This is a genomic window from Pseudoalteromonas sp. BSi20480 (assembly GCF_000241365.1).
GTDB lineage: Bacteria > Pseudomonadota > Gammaproteobacteria > Enterobacterales > Alteromonadaceae > Pseudoalteromonas > Pseudoalteromonas marina.
Genome location: NZ_BADX01000154.1, coordinates 38,668 through 58,424 on the forward strand (window position 1 = coordinate 38,668; position 19,757 = coordinate 58,424).

General features: G+C 37.8%; 17 protein-coding genes. 7 read left to right on the top strand and 10 right to left on the bottom strand.

Going from position 1 to position 19,757, the window contains the following annotated elements; all coding sequences use genetic code 11:
• Positions 1-31 precede the first annotated feature (31 nt).
• The 3 genes from greA (at position 32) to P20480_RS03240 (ending at position 2,586) form a co-directional block, all read left to right on the top strand.
• Positions 32-508 carry a transcription elongation factor GreA gene (gene greA / locus P20480_RS03250; protein ID WP_006792433.1) on the top strand — a complete coding sequence of 159 codons (477 nt, stop codon included), beginning with the start codon at positions 32-34 and terminating at the stop codon, positions 506-508.
• A 132-nt stretch (positions 509-640) separates the two neighbouring features.
• Positions 641-1,684 carry a S66 family peptidase gene (locus P20480_RS03245; RefSeq protein WP_008132079.1) on the top strand — a complete coding sequence of 348 codons (1,044 nt, stop codon included), beginning with the start codon at positions 641-643 and terminating at the stop codon, positions 1,682-1,684.
• 317 nt (positions 1,685-2,001) lie between these two features.
• Positions 2,002-2,586, top strand: coding sequence for a class I SAM-dependent methyltransferase (locus P20480_RS03240; protein ID WP_008132081.1), 585 nt, complete (start codon positions 2,002-2,004; stop codon positions 2,584-2,586).
• A 61-nt stretch (positions 2,587-2,647) separates the two neighbouring features.
• Here the strand turns inward: P20480_RS03240 and P20480_RS03235 are convergent, their stop codons facing one another.
• The gene (locus P20480_RS03235; RefSeq protein WP_008132082.1) at positions 2,648-4,156 is read right to left on the bottom strand and encodes an OmpA family protein; all 1,509 of its coding nucleotides are present in this window, start codon (positions 4,154-4,156) and stop codon (positions 2,648-2,650) included.
• 268 nt (positions 4,157-4,424) lie between these two features.
• Here P20480_RS03235 and P20480_RS03230 point away from each other — a divergent pair, with 268 nt between their 5' ends.
• The gene (locus P20480_RS03230; protein ID WP_008132086.1) at positions 4,425-4,769 is read left to right on the top strand and encodes a VOC family protein; all 345 of its coding nucleotides are present in this window, start codon (positions 4,425-4,427) and stop codon (positions 4,767-4,769) included.
• Between the two features lie 37 nt (positions 4,770-4,806).
• Positions 4,807-5,613, top strand: coding sequence for a rhombotarget lipoprotein (gene rhlP, locus P20480_RS03225; RefSeq protein ID WP_008132088.1), 807 nt, complete (start codon positions 4,807-4,809; stop codon positions 5,611-5,613).
• Between the two features lie 81 nt (positions 5,614-5,694).
• On the opposite strand, the gene P20480_RS03220 is transcribed toward rhlP, so the two are convergent.
• The 4 genes from P20480_RS03220 to P20480_RS03210 all read right to left on the bottom strand — a co-directional run bounded on the left by P20480_RS03220 (position 5,695) and on the right by P20480_RS03210 (position 11,328).
• Positions 5,695-6,585, bottom strand: a complete 891-nt coding sequence (locus P20480_RS03220) for a dienelactone hydrolase family protein (RefSeq protein WP_008132090.1) — start codon at positions 6,583-6,585, stop codon at positions 5,695-5,697.
• A gap of 104 nt (positions 6,586-6,689) precedes the next feature.
• On the bottom strand, positions 6,690-6,857 hold the full coding sequence (locus tag P20480_RS19610; protein ID WP_008132091.1) for a hypothetical protein: 168 nt from the start codon (positions 6,855-6,857) through the stop codon (positions 6,690-6,692).
• A gap of 143 nt (positions 6,858-7,000) precedes the next feature.
• Complete coding sequence (locus P20480_RS03215; RefSeq protein ID WP_008132094.1) at positions 7,001-10,150, bottom strand: efflux RND transporter permease subunit; 3,150 nt, start codon at positions 10,148-10,150, stop codon at positions 7,001-7,003.
• Complete coding sequence (locus P20480_RS03210; RefSeq protein WP_008132095.1) at positions 10,147-11,328, bottom strand: efflux RND transporter periplasmic adaptor subunit; 1,182 nt, start codon at positions 11,326-11,328, stop codon at positions 10,147-10,149. Before P20480_RS03210 ends, P20480_RS03215 begins: the two co-directional genes overlap by 4 nt.
• Positions 11,329-11,496: 168 nt before the next feature.
• On the opposite strand from P20480_RS03210, the gene P20480_RS03205 reads away from it, so the two are divergent.
• Entirely contained in the window at positions 11,497-11,760 is a 264-nt protein-coding gene (locus P20480_RS03205; RefSeq protein WP_008132097.1) for a YkgJ family cysteine cluster protein, read from the top strand.
• A gap of 515 nt (positions 11,761-12,275) precedes the next feature.
• Here the strand turns inward: P20480_RS03205 and P20480_RS03200 are convergent.
• The 4 genes from P20480_RS03200 to P20480_RS03185 form a co-directional block, all read right to left on the bottom strand.
• Positions 12,276-13,082, bottom strand: a complete 807-nt coding sequence (locus P20480_RS03200) for a hypothetical protein (RefSeq protein ID WP_008132100.1) — start codon at positions 13,080-13,082, stop codon at positions 12,276-12,278.
• 114 nt (positions 13,083-13,196) lie between these two features.
• Positions 13,197-14,918, bottom strand: a complete 1,722-nt coding sequence (locus P20480_RS03195) for a DUF6119 family protein (RefSeq protein WP_008132104.1) — start codon at positions 14,916-14,918, stop codon at positions 13,197-13,199.
• Between the two features lie 126 nt (positions 14,919-15,044).
• Entirely contained in the window at positions 15,045-15,734 is a 690-nt protein-coding gene (locus P20480_RS03190) for a hypothetical protein (protein WP_008132105.1), read from the bottom strand.
• Positions 15,735-16,376: 642 nt separating this feature from the next.
• Positions 16,377-18,233: a TonB-dependent receptor plug domain-containing protein gene (locus P20480_RS03185; protein ID WP_008132107.1), complete on the bottom strand. Its 1,857-nt coding sequence runs from the start codon at positions 18,231-18,233 to the stop codon at positions 16,377-16,379.
• A 191-nt stretch (positions 18,234-18,424) separates the two neighbouring features.
• Between P20480_RS03185 and P20480_RS03180 the strand changes: the two genes are divergently transcribed.
• Complete coding sequence (locus P20480_RS03180) at positions 18,425-18,913, top strand: peptide-methionine (S)-S-oxide reductase (protein WP_008132109.1); 489 nt, start codon at positions 18,425-18,427, stop codon at positions 18,911-18,913.
• Between the two features lie 212 nt (positions 18,914-19,125).
• Here P20480_RS03180 and P20480_RS03175 read toward each other — a convergent pair whose 3' ends face one another.
• On the bottom strand, positions 19,126-19,677 hold the full coding sequence (locus P20480_RS03175) for a DUF4136 domain-containing protein (protein ID WP_008132113.1): 552 nt from the start codon (positions 19,675-19,677) through the stop codon (positions 19,126-19,128).
• Positions 19,678-19,757: the final 80 nt, after the last annotated feature.

Here is a 19,757-nt window from a genome sequence, read left to right on the forward strand (position 1 = left end):
CTAATTAGGCCTTGGTGTTAAGTGAGAAAATATGCAAACAATTCCGATGACAGTTCGTGGCGCAGATTTACTGCGTAAAGAGCTTAACGAATTAAAAACAGTTACCCGTCCTAAAATCATCGCTGATATTGCTGATGCGCGTGAACACGGTGACTTAAAAGAAAACGCTGAGTACCACGCTGCGCGTGAGCAACAGGGTTTTTGTGAAGGTCGTATTCAAGAAATTGAAGCTAAACTTTCAAATGTTCAAATAATCGACGTAACTAAAATGCCTAACACAGGCAAGGTTATTTTTGGCACCACAGTAACTATTGTTAATGTAGAAACTGATGCCGAAGTTAAATACCAAATAGTTGGCGATGATGAGGCAGATATTAAAAATAACTTAATCTCTGTTAACTCACCTATAGCTCGTGGTTTGATTGGTAAACAAATGGATGATGCAGTCACCATTAAAACACCAAAGGGCGACGTTGAATACGAAATCATTGAAGTTGAGTACCTTTAATATATCCTCACTTTAGCGTTTACATAAAAGCCGATGTGATTACATCGGTTTTTTTATGCCTTTAATAATCTCGACTTTGTTTAATTTATTGGGTACGTTAGGTTGACTATATCCTAATGATTGAGAGTACTGATGTCCTTAATTAATTTTCCTGAGCCACTTAAACCTAATGATAATATTGCAATTTGTGCGTTTTCTTCAGGTGTTGATAATCACTTTCAAACACGATTAGACACTGTGCTAAATGGTTTAAAGTCGCAAGGGTATAAAGTAATTGAAGGTGACAGTGTAAGGCAAAATATCAGCGCTAAAGATCGAGCTTTAGAGCTAATGCACTTTCTTACCGACGATAATATAGCAGCAATTATGCCGCCATGGGGTGGAGAGCTTGCGCTAGAAGTTTTGCAATATATTGACTTTAACACAGTGAAAACCGCTAAACCTAAGTGGTTAGTGGGGTTCTCTGATGTTAGTACATTAGCGTGTGTGCTCACTTCTCGTTGTGGTTGGGCAACCCTTCATACAGCTAATTTAATGCAGCTACATCCAAATGAAACTGATCATAATTGTATAAATGTTTTTCACGTTTTAGCGCTCACCAAAGGCGAGCAATTTGAACAAGTACCTTCAGCATCATACCAAACTAAATTAATTAATTATGAGAGCGACCCTGATGCGTTGTTTGAACTTACTGAGCCAACGCAATGGCAATGCTTAAATTACAAAGATGCGCGTAAATTAGAAATTACAGGCCGGCTTTTTGGCGGTTGTTTAGACACGCTTAACTTGTTGCTTGGCTCGCCTTACCTCGATTTACATCGCTTTAAACAAGAGTATGCACCAGAGGGGCTTGTGCTCTTTCTTGAAAACGCAGAGTTAAGCCCAACAGCCGTAGCACGTAGTCTCATTGCATTAAAACTAAATGGCGTACTTACTGATGTAAACGGTATTATACTTGGTCGCAGTGCCATTATTGATAGCCCCCATAAGCAGATTGATTATTACCAAGCAATAGAATTAGCACTTGGTAAATGTATTTTCCCCGTACTGTTTGATGCTGATATTGGGCATGTTGCACCTAATTTAAACTTAATTAATGGTGCAAGCTGTACGATTAACGCAGACATAAATGAAGGCAAAGTGATTAAGGCATCGCTAAGCACTAAGCTGTGTTAATTATTAAGTTTTATATCTAATGTATAGTTGAAAAGGAATCTTTAAATTGAACATTACGGACGCTCATTACTCATACTTTTTAGGCAAGAGACTCTGTCACTAATCTATTTATTTCACTTTTCACATCGCTAGTTAGGTTAAACTGATGCGATCACCACAATTTAATAAACCCTACTATGGCTAAATGTGCCTCTAAGATAAACCTTGATCTTAGAGGAACGATTTCCTATTTACTGCCCGCGTTATTCGTGGAATTATTAAGCAACTAAAATGCAATTTATGCAGAACGTGTAAACAATTTTAGCTCAGGAGTAATTATGTGGGATGAAAGGTATAACACTCAGCAATACGCTTATGGCAAAGAGCCAAACGATTTTTTAGCCCAGCAATACAAACAATTACCTAAAGGCAGGGTTATAAGCTTGGCCGAAGGCGAGGGGAGAAATGCGGTATTTTTAGCAAAAATGGGTTATGAGGTTACTGCGGTTGATGGCTCGAAAGTAGGCCTTGAAAAAGCAGAAAAACTTGCAAAAGAGCATTGCGTAAACATTGAACTAATACATGCTGATTTAGCAGAATTTGATTTTGGAAAAGAAACATGGGATGCAGTCGTCTCAATTTATTGCCCTTTACCGAGCGCAGTTCGCTCTGCTGTATATAAACGTGCTGTAAAAGGTTTAAAGCCAGCTGGAGTATTTTTACTCGAGGCCTATACACCAGAGCAAGTAAACTATAATACCGGCGGCGGCCCAGATGCAGATACTAAAACCTCAAAAAGCGATTTAGAGGATGACTTAATAGGGCTTAGTTTTGTACATTTAAAAGAATTAAAACGAGAAGTGTTTGAGGGCTCGTATCACACCGGTTTAGCATCGGTCTTGCAGGCTATAGCTAAAAAATAAATGTTATATAAGTTTAGGGCGCTTGTTATAGCGCCCTTTATTTTTATGGTTTAAACAAAGGCTAATTTTTCTTATTTGATAATTTCTCAACCAATTCAACTCGGCGATTAAGCTCACGCCCTAATTCGTTATTGTTTGTGGCAACCGGTGAATATGGGCCTGCGCCATGAGCAAGCAGTCTTGATTTTGACACGCCATAATTAGTTATTAGCGCCTTAACAACAGCATCAGCCCGGCGCTTAGAAAGGTTTAAATTATATTCAGCTGACCCTTTATCGTCTGTGTGCCCAACTACATATAAGCTCAGCTGTTTATTTTTATCTAATACTTGTGCAATGGTATCTAAAGCCTGCTTAGACTCTGGTTTAATACTGGCTTTATCATAATCAAATTGCACACCGTATATTGATGCTTTTCCTTTTTGCGCTAACTGCTCTAGTACTTTGTCGCTATTAGTTTCGATTAAACCAGTTTGCAATGGAGTGGTTTGCATAACCACGAGTTGAATACGTGAATGGCCTTGATAATTCCCTATAAAAAATGCAGCGTAAGTCGTTTGTTCATTAAGCGTTTTTTTCATAACCTGATAGCGAGGTTGCCCTGAGTAGTTATAAATTAATTTAACCGCTAAAACATCACCTAACTGATTTATATCTTCTCTGATTTTTCTTTTATTAGTATTTTTACTACATGAGCTCTTTTGGCACGAAAATACAGTTTCAAACCCCTCTTTAACTAATGCGCCAACATAATTGTGGTAAATTTTAAGAGAGGATACGTTATTTACCACATAAGTAATCTGAGTTATGTCGCCAATCACATCAAGTGTTGGGATCTGTTTTGTTTTTTTATCTACAACACCCACAGGAATGTTAAATTCTTCGTAGTCTACTTGCTTAAAATCCTCAATATAACTACCTGGATAACGACTCAGCAAAGGGTGATCTTGAGTTCCTTTTTTATCTTTTCTTGGGGCTTTATTACTATTTTTATGTGTTGTTGTTTTAAGTGCACTGAGATCGGCGGTTATTAAGCCGGTTTCAATCTCTTTTATATCTATAGTGGTTAACTGCACACCCGTTTCATTTTTATATTGCCCTACATAAAGAGCAATAGCAGCCTCAAGTTTGTCAGTGCCTTTGGTTGCGAATATATAATAGGGGTTTCTAAATGCACTACCAAGGTTAAAATAGCTAGATTTTTCGCCTAACCGCTTTTTATCTTCGTACTTATCACCTGAGTAACATTCATCTAGCGAACACATATAGTTAATAGTAAAGCCGGCTTTATTAAGTGCTTCTTGATAGTTTTTGGTGACCTTTAAAGAAGCCACATTTTTTATATCGTAAGAGTAATGGCTCGCAAAGCCAATAAATGAGTCAAAAGTAAATTGTTTGGCCTTTGTTTCATTGCGATTAAACTGTGTAACAAGGCGAGTTTGTTCACCTTCTAGTACCACTTTATTTTGTAATTTTGCACCAGGATAAGGTGAAAGAAATGGCTTAGCGTGAATATAAAATGCACTTAAGCAACAAGTGAAAATGATGACTAATTTATTTATATTTTTCATTAAAATGTCCTTTTTATATTGAAAGTATTCCGCGACTATAAAACAGCTGATTTTTAAAGTCATCCTACTTAACTTATAGTTTTGCTTCATTTATTTTTTTATCAACACAAAATACAGAGAACGGTCGGTTTGAAAACTAAAGCATTAATAAGCTGTTTTGGTTTACGTTTATTTGATGACGATTGCTCAGAAAAATGAGAACCTAATTAAAGTCACTTACATAAATAAGTTATTAAGCCTTCCGCACCTAAATAATAAAAGGAAAACAATGAAAATAGATGACATCAGAGTGTTTGTGCCATGTAAAAACTATCAACAATCGTGTGCATTTTATCAGGCGCTGGGCTTTAATGTTGAGCAGGCATCAGCTGATTTAAGTATTGCAACATCAGGTGAATGCAGCCTCTTTTTACAGCGTTACTACAACCAAGAATTTTCTGAAAATTTAATGCTGCAAGTGTGCGTATTAAACATAAACGAAGCTTTTAACACTATTAGTAAGTTAACTCACTTTGATATTCGCTTTGAAGGGATAAAACAAGAGCCGTGGGGTAAAGTGATTTATTTATGGGGACCATCAGGCGAGCTTTTACACATAACTGAATTTAATTAAAAAGGAATAATAATGAAAAAAAATAACGTTTTTTGTCATGTTGATGGTTTTTGTACTGACCTCATGTAGTGCGCTTGTGAGTAATAATGCAGGTAAAAATACGCGTTCTAGCAGTTTGGTTGACTTTCTTTATCCAAACGAAGATAGCCGTGCTACGTATAAACCAGAAATTCCAGTGTTAAAATTACCTGTTACAGTGGGCATTTCATTTGTGCCTTCTAAAGATTGGCGAGCAAACGCAATTGAAAGTCAAAATGAGGTAGAGTTGCTCGAAAGAGTTAAAAAATCTTTTTTGCAGTACGATTACATTGACCGCATAGAAGTAATTCCAAGTACGTACCTTAAAGGTGGGGAAGGGTTTTCAGCGATTGAACAAGTAGGGCGACTATACGATGTAGACGTAATGGCATTGGTTTCTTACGATCAAGTAACGCAAACCTATGAAAATAACGCCGCATTATTGTATTGGACCATTGTAGGTATGTACGTTATTCCCGGTAACGAAAATACTATTCAAACCTTTGTCGACACTGCTGTTTTTGATATAAAAAGTAAAAAAATGCTTTTTAGAGCACCAGGCATCAGCAAGCTTGAAAAAAGAACCACCGCTATTGGTATTGACGAAACGCTCAATGAAAAGTCACTTGAGGGGTTTAATTTAGCGGTTACCGATATGAGCCTAAATTTAGATGCGGAATTGGCACGCTTTAAAACGCGGGTTAAAGAAGAAAAAATAGCAAAAATAGAGAATAAAGATGGCTCAAGCAGTGCTGGGGCGTTTAGTGTGTTTATTCTGGTTTTTATATCGCTACTTGTTTTAAAGCGCAGATATGTAAATAACTAAACATCTACATAGTTAAGTCGCTAAATACTTAAATTTAAAACGCCACATTATTCATCTTATGCGGCGTTTTTTTTATGGTGTTTAGCTTAATTTTTCATTAAAAAACGCTAAGGTACGCTGCCAAGCAAGCTCTGCTTTTTGCTCATCATAACGCCCAGTAGAGTCGTTATGAAAACCATGATTAGCACCTTCGTACATGTGCATAGTGTACTCAACATTGTTAGCTTTTAAGCTTTTTTCATACTCAGGCCATGTGGCGTTAACGCGTTTATCAAGTTCACCTAATTGAATCATTAAAGGGGCTTTAATATTTTTGTGTAAGCTTTCACTTGCAGGTGTGCCATAAAAGGGCACGCCCGCGCTGAGTAAGTCACTATCAACTGCGGCTAAGTAGTTAACAATATAACCCCCAAAACAAAAGCCTACGGCGCCTAATTTGCCGTTGCTGCTAGGGTGGGCTTTTAAAAAGTGAGCGGCGGCTACAAAGTCGTTTTGAATTTTAGCTCTGTCCATCGTGCGTTGCATTGCACGGCCCTCATCGTCATTGCCCGGATAGCCACCAAGCGGGAAAAGTGCGTCGGGGGCAAAAGCAATAAAGCCTTTTTTGGCTAAGCGTCTTGCTACGTCTTTTATGTAAGGGTTTAAACCACGGTTTTCGTGAATAACTAACACAACCGGCAGTTTACCTTCAATTTTGCTAGGCACCGCTAAATAACCTTTACCCTTACCATGCCCGTTTGGCGAATCAAATTCTTCGTAGGTGGCTTTAATATCGTCATCGTTAAACGAAACTTGCTCTGCAAGTGCGTAGTTAGGTAAAAGCGCGCTGGTGAGCACACTCATTGAAATTCCCAGTGCTGCAAGGCCACCTAGTTTTTTCATAAAAGTGCGACGGTCCATTAAACCATGGGCATATTCGTCATACCAATCAAACGCTTCTTGAGGAATGTGATCTATTTGAGATGAATTCATGGTTTTCCTTAATTGTTATGCTTTTTAATATTAAGTACCTAAACGTATCGGGTATAAAAAACGAGCACTAATTTTACTATTTAGTGTATTTTTGCCGTTAACTATTAATAAGCAGACAGGCTATGATCAACCCCCATCATAAAATCTAATCCTATAAAGGCAAACGCTACAACAATGGCACCCAATAACATTAAATTACGGTTATTTTTTCTGTATCCAACAATGGTTAGTACTGCAAATATGATAAATAAAATAAGTTGAAATGTACCCATGGTTAATCCTTTAAGAAAGTAAACTGAGAGTTAAAATAACCAGTGAAAAGGGGAAGTTAGCAAATAATTGAAGGTTATTTTTAACGATAAATAAAAAGCTCGGCATGTTGCCGAGCTTTTTCTTGGTTGGGGGTTTTACTTAATTAGCTATTGGTCGTTGTTGGTTGGCCATCGACAATAGGGTTTTTACCACGCCACTTACGAATCATTCGTTTTGTATCTTCAAGTGCGACATACTGACACGGTATAAGAATAAGCGTAATTACGGTGGCAAATAGCACACCAAAGGCGAGTGATACTGCCATAGGTATTACAATTTGTGCCTGTAAACTCGTTTCCATAATAATAGGTAACACGCCAATAAAGGTGGTCACTGAGGTTAGCAATATAGCTCTAAAACGACGAGCTCCCGCTTGCATAACCGCTTCTTTTATAGGTACACCTTCAGCACGCGCTTTATTTACAAAGTCAACCATAACTAACGAATCGTTAACTACAATACCGGCTACTGCAATGATGCCAAACATTGAAAGGCCGCTCATGGTCATACCTAATACCATATGGCCAAACATTGCACCGACCACACCAAATGGAATAACCGACATAATGATCAATGGTTGTGAGTATGAGCGAAGCGGAATAGCTAATAATGCAAATATAATCATTAGTGAAATTGCAAAGTCACGTAATTGCTCATCAGCACTTTCCATTTCCTCTTGCACTCGACCAGCGACATTACTGGTAACACCTGGGTAATTTTGTAAAAGGGTTGGTAAATACTCGTCAGTGATTTCTTTTACAATGGCAAAAGGTTCAACTTTATCAGTATTAATGGCTGCCCATACATTAACTGTTCTGTTTGCGTTTTCACGGCGGATTCTGTTTACACCATCTACAATGTTGATTTGTGCAACTTCACTTAACGGCACTTCAACACCTGTTGGCGTGATAATACGTGTGCTGTGTATGTTACTAATAGAGTTACGTTCGTTTTCAGGGTAGCGGATCATCACTCTGATCTCTTCGCCTTCACGTAAAATACGTTGTGCCTCTAATCCGTAATAACTAAAGCTAACTTGCGATGCAACGTCTGCAAGGGTCAATCCCATGCTGTATGCAAGTGGTTTTAAATCAAGTTGTACTTCATCGGTAGCGCTTTGTAGTGAGTCGTTAACATCGCCTACGCCTTCCATGCTTTGTAATTTAGTTTTTAATAACGAAGCAACTTCTTTTAGTTTGTCGGTATCTTTACCTTGCAGTCTAAAACTTACGTCGCCGTCATCTCGTCCGCCGCCAAATAAGTTATCTTCAATAGTCAACGTTTTAACGCCCGGCAATGGTGGCATTTTTTCACGCCATAATGAGCTAAGGGTGAAGGTATCAATAGGGCGTTTATCAGGTTCAATGAGCACAGCCATTAATTGTGCAGTGGTACGGCCACGAAGGCTTACCGAGAGGTCACGTATCATTTTTTGACCGTATTGTGCTTCAAGCTCTTCATCTACACTAAGAAGTACCGCTTCAATTTTTTTAGCTGTTTCAAGTGTTGCTTGCTCTGATGATTCAAGATTCATTTCTACAACCACACGCGGAAAGTCATGTTGTATTTTAGGGTTTGGTACAAATTTAACTAAACCGCCTGCAAACATGCCTGCGCTCATAATTAAAATACATATAAACCCAATAATTACGGTATAGCGATAATGAATACAGTGCCCTATAAATGGCGTGTAGTAATTTTGAACAAACGATTTAAGGCCTTTATCAACAACCATACGCACCTTGTGCAATGGGTTTTTAGGATTAGGTTTACGTGGGTTCATTGCGGCAATATGAGCCGGTAAAATAAGTTTTGATTCAATTAACGAAAAAATCAAACACAGAATAATAACAACACCAATCGCTTTAGAAAATGCTGCGCCTGGGCCTGATGCCATAGCTTGTGGTAAAAAAGCAGCAATGGTAGTGAGTACGCCAAATGTAGCGGGCATTGCAACACGTTTAACACCACGGATTACGTTATCGAGTGAGTGGCCGTGTTTTTCTATTTCGGCACTGGCCGATTCGCCCACAACAATTGCATCGTCCACCACAATACCGAGTACAATAATAAAGGCAAACAACGACACCATATTAATGGTGATATCTAAAAAGCCTATCGGCATGAACAAAAAGGCACCCAAAAAAGAAACCGGTAAACCCATCATTACCCAAAATGCTAATCTAAGCGGTAAAAACAATGCCAACACCAGCATAACTAAAACACCACCCCATACCATGTTATCAATCATCATATCGAGACGACCTTGCAGGTAGTAGGTTAAATCAACCATAGGGGTTAGTTTTACGCCTTGTGGTAATTTAGATTCTTTTTCGGCCATGTAATTTTTAAGTACTTTGGCAACGTCGGTAATGTCTTGATCTTTAGATGCTGCAATATCAAACATTAACGAATTTTTACCATTGTATTTTGAATATAATAAGCCTTCTTCAAAACCATCGTTAATGGTGGCTACATCGCCTAAATATATTTGTGCGCCATCAGCAAGGGTAATTAAAGGCAACTGCTCAAACTCATTGCCTTTATATGCTTGTTTTTCAACACGCATAGAAATATACCCGTTATCTGAACGGATTTGGCCAGCCGACATATTAGTTGAAAAGTTTCTTACAGCGTTTGATACATCTCTAAAAGTAAGCCCGTATTCACGCAGTTTGTCGGGGCTAATCTCAATGCCTATTTCATAATTTAAGCCGCTAAAAAAACTGACTAAATTAACACCAGGTAAAGCGAGTAATTCATCTTCTAAATCGGTACCTAGTTCTTTTAGTTGGGCATAGGTCATATCCCCATATAGCGCAATAAACATCACTTCTTGTTGAAACTTATCGCGCTGAATTATTGGCCTTTCCATACCCGCAGGAAACGAGTTAATTGAATCTACTTGGGCTTTTATCTCGTCTAAAGCTTCTTGAAGGTCGTATTTTTCTTCAATTTCAATCCATGCTTGTGCGTAGCCGCGATTAGAGTAAGTTATAAAGCGTTTAATACCCTCTAATCCCTCTAGGTTTTCTTCAATTTTTATTGTAATGCCTTCTTCAACCTCTTGCGGTGCGGCGCCAGGGTAAACGGCTTGAACACTCACCCAGTTACTTTCAAATTGCGGAAATGCTTGCTTACGAATCGTTAAGGCTGTTAATAAACCGCCAACCAGAATAAAAATCATGATTAAATTTGCTGCAACAGGGTTGCGAGCAAACCAGGCAATTAGGCCCTTTTCAGAGGTACTCATAGGGTGTCCTCTTTAAGAGCAAGCTGTGTTACTTCACCTTGTTTGTCATCTTCATCCGTTTTAACAGCCATTCCTTCGCTTGGGTATTCTAGTGCTGAGGTAATTAACTGTTCGCCAAGTTGTAACCCTTGATCGGCTATTACCATGCCATCTTGTTCACGTACAATATTCAGTGTTTTAAAGCTTAGAGTATTGTTCGCGTTTAAAATGGCAATTTGTTTATCTTTAACAAGGTGATGCGGGACAATAATTGCGTTATCAAGGGCTCTGCCCTCAATGGTTGCATTAATATATGAACCAAAACGTAGTGGCTTAGTGTTATCGGCGTATGGCGTTGGTAGTTGTGCAACTAAATAACTCATACGGCTTACTTGATCTATTACGCCTTCGCTGCGCACAACTTCGGCCTGCCAAGACGTTTGCTTGCCGGCAAATTCAGCATTAAGGGTAACAGTAGCACCAATGCCTCCATTGGCTAGGTATTGCATTTCGCTATCTGCTACAGGTAAACGTACTTCTGCCACTGATGTGGCACTTAGTGCGCCAAAGCTACTGCCCGGGTTTACTACAGAGCCTAAGCTTATTGTGCGTGCGTTAATAATAGCGTCGTATGGGGCTTTTATATAAGTGCGTTCAAGGTTACGTTTTGCACGTTTAACACTGGCTTGTGCAGAGCGGTAACGCGCTAGCTTTTCGGCTAATTGCGGTTTACGTAAATAAAGCTCTGATGCAGTTGAGTCACTTGAGTCTGATTTAATACGTTCCCATTCAGCTTTTGCTACATGTGCTTGGGCGCGTTCTATTTCAAGGGCTGAACTTGCTTGAGCAAGGCCTGCTTGTGCTTCAATAAAATCGGCTTCGTAATCATTTGGATCAATTCGTGCTAATATGTCGCCTTGTTTTACAAATGCACCTTCAACAAATTCATCTGCTACGGAAATAACTTGGCCACTTACTTGTGCAACTAGCTCGGTACGGTCTTTAGGTTTTACAACCCCGTACGATTTTACGTCGAGTGTTTTTGCATCAATGTTGACTGTTTGCGCAGCAACCAGTGGACGAGTATCTTGCGCTGGTTTTTCTTCAGGCGGGGTTTTCATATTTGAAAAGCCAATTGCCAGTGCAATTCCGGCAGCTAAAACTGCGATTGGAAGAACAATTTGTTTTTTAGTAGCCACAAGGCATTCCTTCATAAAAGTGGTGATAGGGCAATAATACGCAATAAAGTGTTTACAAGGCGTTTGAAGATGTAACAAAGCATTACATATGTGTATTACAAATAAATATTTGGCTCTAAAAAGGAGTCTGTATTGTTAAATATGTGGTTAATTTAAACTGAGGGTGTTATGAAAACAGAGCCAATGACGTGTCGATTAGGCTGCGGTGCATGCTGTATTGCGCCAAGTATTAGCTCGCCAATACCGGGTATGCCAAATGGCAAAAAGGCCGGAGAACGTTGTATTCAGCTAGATGAGCGCAATTTATGTAAGTTATTTGGTGATGAGTCTCGACCAAAAGTATGCAGTGATTTTAGTGCCACAGTTGATGTGTGTGGGTCAACTAATGCAGAGGCTCTAGCGCTTATCACGAAGCTTGAACAATTAACTTAGTTGGTGTGTTCAATACACACATAGTTACATTTAACTACTACCGAGTAACTTTTTTAAGTTATTAAAAGCTGCGCTTTTCACGCGAGCGAGCTCTGCGTCTACTACAAATGTGAAGTTATACGGCTATTTTATAGACGTAAAGCATGCTTACGTTACTGGCAAAGCATGTAAAAGTGATTTATTTACAAAGAGGGTAAGAGGCGCTGCGCTTTTAGAGCAAAGATTAATTGAATAAATCTTAACTATTCTTTCAGGTTTGATTTTTAGATTTTGCTCAAATCGAATATTCGCATATGTGGCATGAGCACACATCGAAGGTTTTTGATGTCTGTAGTCAGGGTTTGACCCCATTCACCTTAAACGGAGTTCTGACTTTTGCTAATTGTTCCCTTGGTAAACTCATATCTTCCCTCGTCTTATAACGCTTACAATAACGGGAAAAACCGAGTGCTTTGGCACAAGGTGCCTGCGAGGATTTTTTCCAATGAGCGAAGCGAATTCTGTTAATTGTTTTGTTAGTTTCCATTTTCACCAAACTTATTCAACAACTTTTCAGTTAGCATTTGCGCCTGTTCAATATCTTGAAATTCCATATTTTGATGAATACGCTGCTTGATAAAATCTAATTTCAAGTAAATATCGTTATCCTCTACTATTTTTAACCCAAAGTCTGCATATGCTATGACTTTTAAATAGTTTGGGTTTCCAGTGTCAGGATCGTAATTTTGATACTCTTTTACCAGCCTTAATATTGACTGCTCTCCACCAGTCAAAGCAACACTTTCGGAAAGGCGGTATTTCAATTTATTAAATTTAACTCTTTGCTTTATTGTGTCTTCTCTGCTTAATTCATCTAAGCCTTTACTTTGAAAATATTCTCTACCCGAAATAGCCCATAACTCTGCTACGGCATTATCGGAACCTAATTCAATTGCTTTAAAAAGTAATTCAACAAAATCATCAGATATAAAATTAAATTGTGAACAGCGCTCAAAACGAGACAAAACCTCTTCGATATACTCGAAGGGCTCACCCACCTCATTTACTTTGCTCATCCATTTATCAAGTTCATCTTGAGTTTTGGGTATTGCGCTGCAACGACGTATTTCTTTTGCTTCAAGTAAGTATTCTTCTGCGGATGCAAGTTCACTAACACCTATATCAGTTTCAATCGTTGATTTTTCTTTGCGCTTTAAGTCTTTAGAAACAGCGTTTTCACTATCATTTTTATCGCTAAACTTTTCAATTTCACTATGTTCTTTTGTAATAAAATAGAAAACAACTAAGGCCACAATTGATATAGCAAGAGCAAATTTTTTCACGAAACCTCGACAGGAAACTAACGCCTTACTAAGAGGCAAATAATAGTTGGTTAAAATAAGCGACGAAGGAGCAAAAACCAACTATTATTTGTCCTTTTAAGTGCCTTGTTAGTTTTATTTTTTCACCAACCTGATAGCGCATGATAACTCTATCCCCCTTTCTTCTAATAGGTACTTATGAGTTTTTGCTAGTTCATATCTAACCATGAAGGGTAAACTATCAATATTCTTGTTTTTGTCGAATGTTAATATACACAAAATAATAGAATAACTTGAAGCATGGACATCCTTTCTATCTTTTGGAATTAAGGTTAAAAACGTTTGTTTGTTTTTATTTTTATTTTCATTATTTGTGTTGTTGTTTACAAAATCCCTCATAGAATTTCGAGTTGCTTCTTCTTTAATAAATGCATCTATATAGAATCGAGATTGTAGAAAAAGGTGACTTAAAGAGCTTGTACCTGATTTAAAAACCTTCACATGGATAAAGTTTTTATCTGAATGAAATAAATCACATATTTCATATAACTTTTGATCTGCAATTTTAATTTTTGATTTATCAAAAAGGAAAATATCATTATAGTTTTTAGCTACATGTGAATTATATACCTCCTCTTTATATCTATCTTTACCTTTCACTATGCAATGTATTGAAACATCATTAGGTAAATATGCTGCTTGGTTGTCATTTACATTATTTTTAATGTAGTCATCGATTTGTGTTTTAAAATCAGTACTAACACTTCGCCATACCCCTCCAGTGAGTATAAAGGTTTCTCCTTTGATCACAGTTTCAAAATTAATACAATCATAAGCTCTCATACTTGAGTATTCACCAGCATCACTAGCACTATATATTTTCCAGTTTTTTATAGTCGTAATAGATGATTTTACATTGAACTTAGGATGAGCTTTTAATAATTCATATATGTTCAATTCATCATGTTTTACAGATGAGTCCTGGATATCCTCATAACTATAAAAAGCATGGTCATCACTTTCAATGACACTTGAAGATAAGTGAATAGAATCGAGCTTATTCGATTTAAGCTTGTCAAATAATATATTATCAAGAACTTTTATTTGGTCATTATCACTAACAAAATCTAACCGCCCGTATGTAGGGAAACTTTTTTTATAAGAAAGCAATTCGTAAGCCGTATCTAATTTCAGTAAGATATTTATTAAATCATCATTGTCTACGAAAGCTTTTTTATTGAAATTTACTTGAATTGAGTTACGGCCTGAAAATGATTTAATAAAGTCATAGTTTGTATGAGTCGTTCCTGCAATAGATCTAAAAAACTCCTTTTCATCGTTAATATCAAAGATATCTAAACTGGCTCCTTTGCTTGCTTGCCTATCAGTTAAGGTAGATACTGATGAATGAGTCATCGTATTTACTTTCCGTAAATTTTCAGGGTCACAAATATTCATAGCGACTTTAATACCAAAGTCGTTAACAAGCTTATCAATGTTTATGAATCTAGACGTGTGCATTCCAAAGGTTAAAAGAAAAAACAAAACATCATTACTAGGCTGTTTTGTGATTTTTATCCCCACAACAGCAGAAGGGGTTTTATTAGTAGATGAAAACTTAAGATTTATATCCTCAGATAACTCATTGACCATTGCCATCCATGGATAATCATCTTGTGTTTTTTTTACCCCTCCAACTTCACTATATTTGACAATGCCTTCAACAAGGTTTTCTTCGCTTTTGAATTTAAAGCTATCAAGAGTTTTAGTCGTTACGTCAAAAATTTCAGAAAAAGCTTTTACTGCTTTCTTTGCCCTGAAAATCGTCATTTTATCCAATTTATTAACGCTCAACATATACTCCTTTATACATTATAAAACTAACGCTTGCCTAACCGGCGTAAAATAGCAGGCTAAAATTAGCGACGAAGGAGCGCAAGCCTGCTGTTTTGCGTCCTTTGGTTTAGGCACTTGTTAGCCGTTTTATATCTCGTTTAACTCTGCTTTCATTTGCTCTCGAAGTTTAAAGCGAGAATCTAATACACTTTTCCCTGCCTTTTCAATTTCCATTTGATAAGGAGCAACTAAACTTTGATCCTGCCAAAACTCAGGTGTAGCCATAAATTTCAGCATATCTGTAGATTGGTCAGTTGCTAATTTTACACTTTCTTCTAATGTGTCGAGCAAAGTGTCAACTTTAGGGGTAGCTATTAGTCGAATACTATTCGTTTCTGTTTGTATTTTTAGGTATTCAGCATTCAGTTCAAAAAAGAGTCCTTGAACATCTTCATTATATTTCAGAGTTGCTTGGTGCTGTTTTTCAGGATCATCCGATAAATATTCATTCATAAATTCAGTCATTATCGGCTGAAATTTTTCAGCAAAAGCAGAATTACATTTACCATGAAATTCATCAAGCAAGGAGAAGTATTTTGAGAACTGAGTCCGTTTATCTTCATATTGGAACTTTCTTTTTTCGATATCCAATGTATGTTGTTTTTTAATTTCTTCAGTTTCTGCTCGATATTTGGCTATGATTTTTTGTTTTTCATCTTCTAGCTTTTCAATATCTTCCAACAAAGCCTTATTTTTACTTTTTGCTTTTGTATATGCGGTTAAATAGATAATAAACATTCCGCCCAAAAAACTAAGAACATTAATAATTACTTCCATGGTAAAGATATACTCCATTGACGGCTAACATGTTTATAGCGAGCGAATCGCGCGTTCTTCTACCACAGCGTCGCTCGTTTGTCTGAATTACTCATTTGTAACAAACTTCTTAACTATTTGCCAGCACTAGCAAAATATAGTAGTTCTGGTTTGTACTTAAGGACAAAAACGAGCGATTAGGTCGTTTTCCTGACTATGAAAGCAATATACTTTGACGAAATTAAAAAGTAACTGTTAACGACCGCTTATCGCTGTCTGTCAGATGAAGTCTAAATCTATTCCATTAAACTTTAAGATAAGATATGAGCTAGTGCAGATTAATTAAAAGCATTGTCTGATTACTTTTATCTCATTTACTCCTCATTCGCTTCTCTTTGTGCGTTTTTTAGCTTTGCGTTATTTAAAACGCGCTACTTTTATTGGTTGAAGCTCATAAAGTGAATAATTCACAAAAAGGGTAAGAGGCGCTGCGCCTTTAGAGGAAAGATTAATTTAAAGCATTGGCTGATTTACGCTTATCTAATTTACTCATCACTCATTTCTCTTTGTGCAATATTTTGTATAAAAGACGTTTTTATATAAACCAACACAGCGTTTACAAACCAAAATATACATTGAGTTTGTAAACGCCGGCTTTATTTATTACCAGCTATACGTTGCACTTAAGGTATATTGCTCACCTCGCCCGGGTGTGCCGGGTATTTCTTCAAACGATTCATCCCACACATTGTCTGCAGCTAACGTAATAAATAAATTATTAATAACGGTTGGGGTAATTTTTAGCGACAATTGCGTAAATAATGCGGTGTCTTTGCCGCTGCGCAGTGCGTTTTCGTGCTGTTTACGCCACTCGTTATCAATCCTCATTTCTATTAGGTCGTTTGGTGTCCAAATTGCACCTAAGGTAACACGGTGATCAGGAAAATTTAACGCGTAAAAGCTGGCGTCTATATCTGCATCACCATAGCTTTCTGACTTATTTAAGTAGGTGTAGCTTGCAATGAGCTCGGTTGTATCAAAATATTTAGTCGCAAAAAACTCAACGCCGGTGGCGTCTATGTCTACCGGATTAGCAAAGCGAGCAGAGCTAGAGTCAAAACTAAAAGTCCAATCAGTTAGGTTGTTATCCTCTCGGTAAAAAACTGCTGAATTAAGCTGCCAGGTTTGCTCTTGTATTAAATAGCCAAGCTCTAGGTTTTTAGTTGTTTCGCGCTCAAGGTTGTAATTACTTCTAAATAAACCGCCTTGATCACTGCCACCAATAGCGGTGTAGCCTGCAACTTGGCTCGCTTGCGCATACGATAAGTAAACGGTTTGCTCAGAGCCATCACTGTTTTGAGTGTTTAGTGAAATATCGCCAATGAGCGATAACTCAGAGTCATCTCGGTTTGTGTCGTCAAAAGCCGCACCTAGGCGAAGTGTTAATAGCTGGTTTTGTTTAAGGTCGATTTTATACTCAGGTAATACGCTCAGTTTGTAATAAGTGCGTGAGGTAAAATTATTCTCAAGTGTGGTCGACTCTATTTCATCTTCAATATATTGCGCTGAATAATTTACTGCAAACGCGGTGTTTTGTGCATGGCTTCCTGATACCGCAATCGATTTTACTTTAGTTTCATGAAATGCTTCAAAGGCGCTTGGATTCTCACGAGAAAATACATAATGGTCATTGTGTTTTCTGTAATAGGCAGATAGTTCAAAATGGCTATTATCTGCGTAATTTTGCTGGTGGTTAAGCATGAGTAAGCGGGTTTCTAGTTCTTCTGTTTCGTTTACGCCAAATGGTGTGTACATATTTGGCCAACCAAAAAACTTTTTTTGTGAGCCATACAGCACATCGGTTTGCGAATCCGCACCTATTAACTGTATGCGCGCAGAGGCGCGATTAAAATCGTGATCGCCGTTTTCTATTGAGCCGTCACTTTGTGAATGAGAATACTCGCCCTCAAAGCCAAGCTGCCAATTTTTAGCATCGTCGACATCGGTGCTTATTCCTGCGTAAATACTTTGTAAGTTAAAGTCGTTTGTACCGGTACCTACAGAGACATTGCCGCCAGTTGTGATAGGTTTAAAACCAAACGAAATCGATCCCACAGAGCTGTTCATACCGTTTAAGGCATTGTCGGCTCCGGTTAAAATGTAAGGTCCAGTTAGCATTTGCGGTGCAATTGGAAGCTCAGCAACGTAATGACCTGTTTGAGGGTCGAGTAGGGTAGCACTGCCGACTCTAAACCCTGTGTTTTCGAAAATACCACCACGGATTGTTACATCAGCTTGGGCTTCTGCCATATTACGTGATTGTAAATCAACACGAGGGTCGTATTCTAAATTAGAGACGGGGGAGTCAAAGGTACCAACGGGTAATTTATTTGCCGTGGCCGATGCCTCAACAGTAATTTGTTCTATTGCTGTTTCGGTGTTGCTTGTAGCTTGTGCATAAGAAAAAGGCGTAACGCTGCACAGCAGTGCAGAAAATATAAAATGCTCAGTGCGATTCATGGTGTATCTCATAATGTGTTTGGGCACTAATAAAAACTATATAAAGCGGGTGGGCTAGCTTAACTTAGTCAGTGCAATTTTGCGCGATATTGTACAGTAATTATAAAAATCTGCATTTGATAATCATTTGTATAATTAACGCGTTACAATACACATGTATTTTTAATTAACTTTATTGAGTTAGATAAACGATGACAGTTCAGCAACACAATACACTTTATTTTGCCGGCGGCTGCTTATGGGGCGTGCAAGAATTTATGAAGTATTTACCCGGCGTTATAACAACGCAAGCAGGGCGTGCAAACGGCGCAAGTAATACCACGCAAGGAGAATACGATGGTTATGCCGAGTGTGTGAAAGTAACGTTTGACTCAAGTGTTGTTTCACTCAATCAACTGTTTGACTATTTTTTTGAAATTATTGACCCCTATAGTATTAATAAGCAAGGGGCAGATGAAGGCCCAAAATACCGTACAGGCATTTACAGCAAAAACCAAAACCATTTAAATATTGCACGCAATTATATAAATAAGCGCAGCGATGCCGATAAAATTGCAGTAAAGGTAGAGCAGTTAACCAATTACGTACCAAGCGATCCAGAGCATCAAGACCGATTAACGAACCACCCAGATGATTACTGCCATATACCACTAGATTTATTGTATAAATATAAATTGTAAACTTGATGCTCAATGCTATGTAAGTAATTAGAAGCTATTACTTCTCGCGCAAGCAAGCTTAGCGCATACAAAATAAACTCAACGTGGTGTTGTAGATAGTCAGTTTGCTGACATGACGAGCGTGGCTGGTCGTTATTTAAAACCGTAATCCAAAAATAAACACCCACAAAAAAGCTCACATTCTGTGAGCTTTTTAAAAACTAACTTTAAACTTACTGCTGCTTTTGCGGCGGGAAGTTACTTAAAATATTTGCGACTGTTTTCTTAATTGACGCTTCGCGTTGCTCTGGCGATTGTTTTTTCTTTAAACGGCCTTCTTTAGCACCGCGCCATATTAGTTGATTGGATGCACTGTCTACAATATCGATAACCAATGTACCCACTTCGTATTCACGCGCTGTTGTGTCTCGTTGAAAACCAGTACCCCAGTAACCCCAACGGTTACTGTAACCAGTATTAAATGTATCTACTTCTAATTCTTTATCTACCGACGCATGATAGTTAACAAGTACGTCAGCTTGGGCTGGATCTACTAATGTCATACCAAGGGTGTTTGTAAGCTCATTATTTACCGCAGTACGCACACGTTTTTCCATTAAACCGTTAATTTGGTAGTTGTTGGTGTCTTTAGTTAAACTCGCGTTTTCTACCCAAGCAAATGTTTTAAAATTACTAAAGTTAGCTGATTTATCGTAATCCCAATCTGGGGTTTGAGTACAAGCGCTAAGTAGTGCTAGTGCTGCAACAATAAGTATATTTTTCATTACGTTTGCTCCAATAAAATGCATTACCTTAAAATAACACACCTTATATAAATGTGTATTATTAAAAGGTTCTAAAAATT

What these genes read in the sequence shown, in the direction of transcription:
- greA (WP_006792433.1), top strand. Translation starts at nt 32, where the DNA reads ATGCAAACAATTCCGATGACAGTTCGTGGCGCAGATTTACTGCGTAAA.
- P20480_RS03245 (WP_008132079.1), top strand. Translation starts at nt 641, where the DNA reads ATGTCCTTAATTAATTTTCCTGAGCCACTTAAACCTAATGATAATATT.
- P20480_RS03240 (WP_008132081.1), top strand. Translation starts at nt 2,002, where the DNA reads ATGTGGGATGAAAGGTATAACACTCAGCAATACGCTTATGGCAAAGAG.
- P20480_RS03235 (WP_008132082.1), bottom strand. Translation starts at nt 4,156, where the DNA reads ATGAAAAATATAAATAAATTAGTCATCATTTTCACTTGTTGCTTAAGT.
- P20480_RS03230 (WP_008132086.1), top strand. Translation starts at nt 4,425, where the DNA reads ATGAAAATAGATGACATCAGAGTGTTTGTGCCATGTAAAAACTATCAA.
- rhlP (WP_008132088.1), top strand. Translation starts at nt 4,807, where the DNA reads ATGTTGATGGTTTTTGTACTGACCTCATGTAGTGCGCTTGTGAGTAAT.
- P20480_RS03220 (WP_008132090.1), bottom strand. Translation starts at nt 6,585, where the DNA reads ATGAATTCATCTCAAATAGATCACATTCCTCAAGAAGCGTTTGATTGG.
- P20480_RS19610 (WP_008132091.1), bottom strand. Translation starts at nt 6,857, where the DNA reads ATGGGTACATTTCAACTTATTTTATTTATCATATTTGCAGTACTAACC.
- P20480_RS03215 (WP_008132094.1), bottom strand. Translation starts at nt 10,150, where the DNA reads ATGAGTACCTCTGAAAAGGGCCTAATTGCCTGGTTTGCTCGCAACCCT.
- P20480_RS03205 (WP_008132097.1), top strand. Translation starts at nt 11,497, where the DNA reads ATGAAAACAGAGCCAATGACGTGTCGATTAGGCTGCGGTGCATGCTGT.
- P20480_RS03195 (WP_008132104.1), bottom strand. Translation starts at nt 14,918, where the DNA reads ATGTTGAGCGTTAATAAATTGGATAAAATGACGATTTTCAGGGCAAAG.
- P20480_RS03190 (WP_008132105.1), bottom strand. Translation starts at nt 15,734, where the DNA reads ATGGAAGTAATTATTAATGTTCTTAGTTTTTTGGGCGGAATGTTTATT.
- P20480_RS03185 (WP_008132107.1), bottom strand. Translation starts at nt 18,233, where the DNA reads ATGAATCGCACTGAGCATTTTATATTTTCTGCACTGCTGTGCAGCGTT.
- P20480_RS03180 (WP_008132109.1), top strand. Translation starts at nt 18,425, where the DNA reads ATGACAGTTCAGCAACACAATACACTTTATTTTGCCGGCGGCTGCTTA.
- P20480_RS03175 (WP_008132113.1), bottom strand. Translation starts at nt 19,677, where the DNA reads ATGAAAAATATACTTATTGTTGCAGCACTAGCACTACTTAGCGCTTGT.